1 protein-coding gene and 1 pseudogene are annotated in these 1,181 nt (G+C 41.6%); one reads left to right on the top strand and one right to left on the bottom strand.

Annotated features, from left to right (window positions below; all coding sequences use genetic code 11):
- Positions 1 to 798: 798 nt before the first annotated feature.
- Positions 799 to 969: pseudogene (locus tag JGK20_RS34350) on the top strand (transposase family protein); the annotation flags it as partial.
- 64 nt (positions 970 to 1,033) lie between these two features.
- Here JGK20_RS34350 and JGK20_RS34345 read toward each other — a convergent pair.
- Positions 1,034 to 1,181: IS1 family transposase (locus JGK20_RS34345; protein ID WP_293233861.1), on the bottom strand; the 148-nt coding region annotated here is incomplete at its 5' end.

Genomic DNA, 1,181 nt, shown 5'->3' with positions numbered 1-1,181 from the left:
CTGTGCCTTAAGTTCGCGGTGTGAACCGCTCTCTCTCTGGCGCTTTATTAATATACTTATTTCGCAAGGGCTTGTCAAGCGTTTTGCGAAAATAATTTTTATCTTTCGCTTAATCTATACACCGTAAGGTTTTTGGGTGTTCCTCGATGCTCCGAGATCCGATTGCTCGTTCCTCTTTAACGCCAGAACCTGCTTTTTTACCCCCAATGTCAGTTTTTGACCGCCGTCTGTCATGAAGGGTCGGTAGAATCGTTGAGAGGTAAAATGGCTACTACTACTATATATAGAACCCTTTTGAGATCTTTTGACGATCGCCCGCGATTGAGACCCGCTCGGGCTATGGGCAAGCGGCTAGGGGCGCTCGGCTCCGGCTACAGGCGATTGCCATCCAATTGCCCCAAATTTAAGGTGATGCGGTTTCAACCGAAATTGGAAAGGGTGATTGGTTGTCTCTGCTTACTAAATTGATGTAACCCACATTCCGCACTTTAAGTTGAAAGTAAGGATTCAGGTCTAAAAACTTGTGGCTATAACGCTTTTCTGGCAAGGGTTATAGGACAAAATAATGGTTTTTGTCTTTATCTGTTGATTGTCAGGCCTATGACCAGAAATGACAGTTTTTCGTCATAAGCTTGATAATTGGAGTTTAAACTAAGCAGGTCAAAAAGTGCGATTGCCCAAAGACTAGCTCACGTTTATCACAGGGCGAACGCATCTAAATTTTATATTAACAGAATATGGTATATTGGAGGATGGTTCTTGATTACTCAAAAAATATTTAATTAGAGTTTGCCCTGCATGAAACTTAAACCTAAAATCACCATCGCCGACCATTTTGCTGACTGAGAAGATCCAAGAATTGAGCGGACGAAACATCATCAATTAATTGATATTATTACCATCTCAATTTGTGCCGTGATTTGCGGTGCTGATACATGGGTCGATATCGAAAGTTACGGGCGAGCTAAATACGGGTAGTCCCCTGAAGGAAAGGATCGAGAGAATAAAACTGAATTCAAATAAAAGTAGGGATTTAGAGTTGTAAATTAGCATTGTAATGATGCACAAACCGCCAAATTGCGGCAATATGATTTTCTAATTTTTTAGAGAAGGCTAGGCTCTTTCTTACCAGTCGAGACACTCGTTGTCGAATAGTACAGTTGAAGCGCTCGATATAGCTA

This window comes from Microcoleus sp. PH2017_05_CCC_O_A (genome assembly GCF_020738785.1).
In the GTDB taxonomy this organism is placed as follows: domain Bacteria; phylum Cyanobacteriota; class Cyanobacteriia; order Cyanobacteriales; family Microcoleaceae; genus Microcoleus.
Note: the sequence above shows the minus strand (reverse complement) of the source record. Positions and strands in the feature narration are given on the sequence as shown.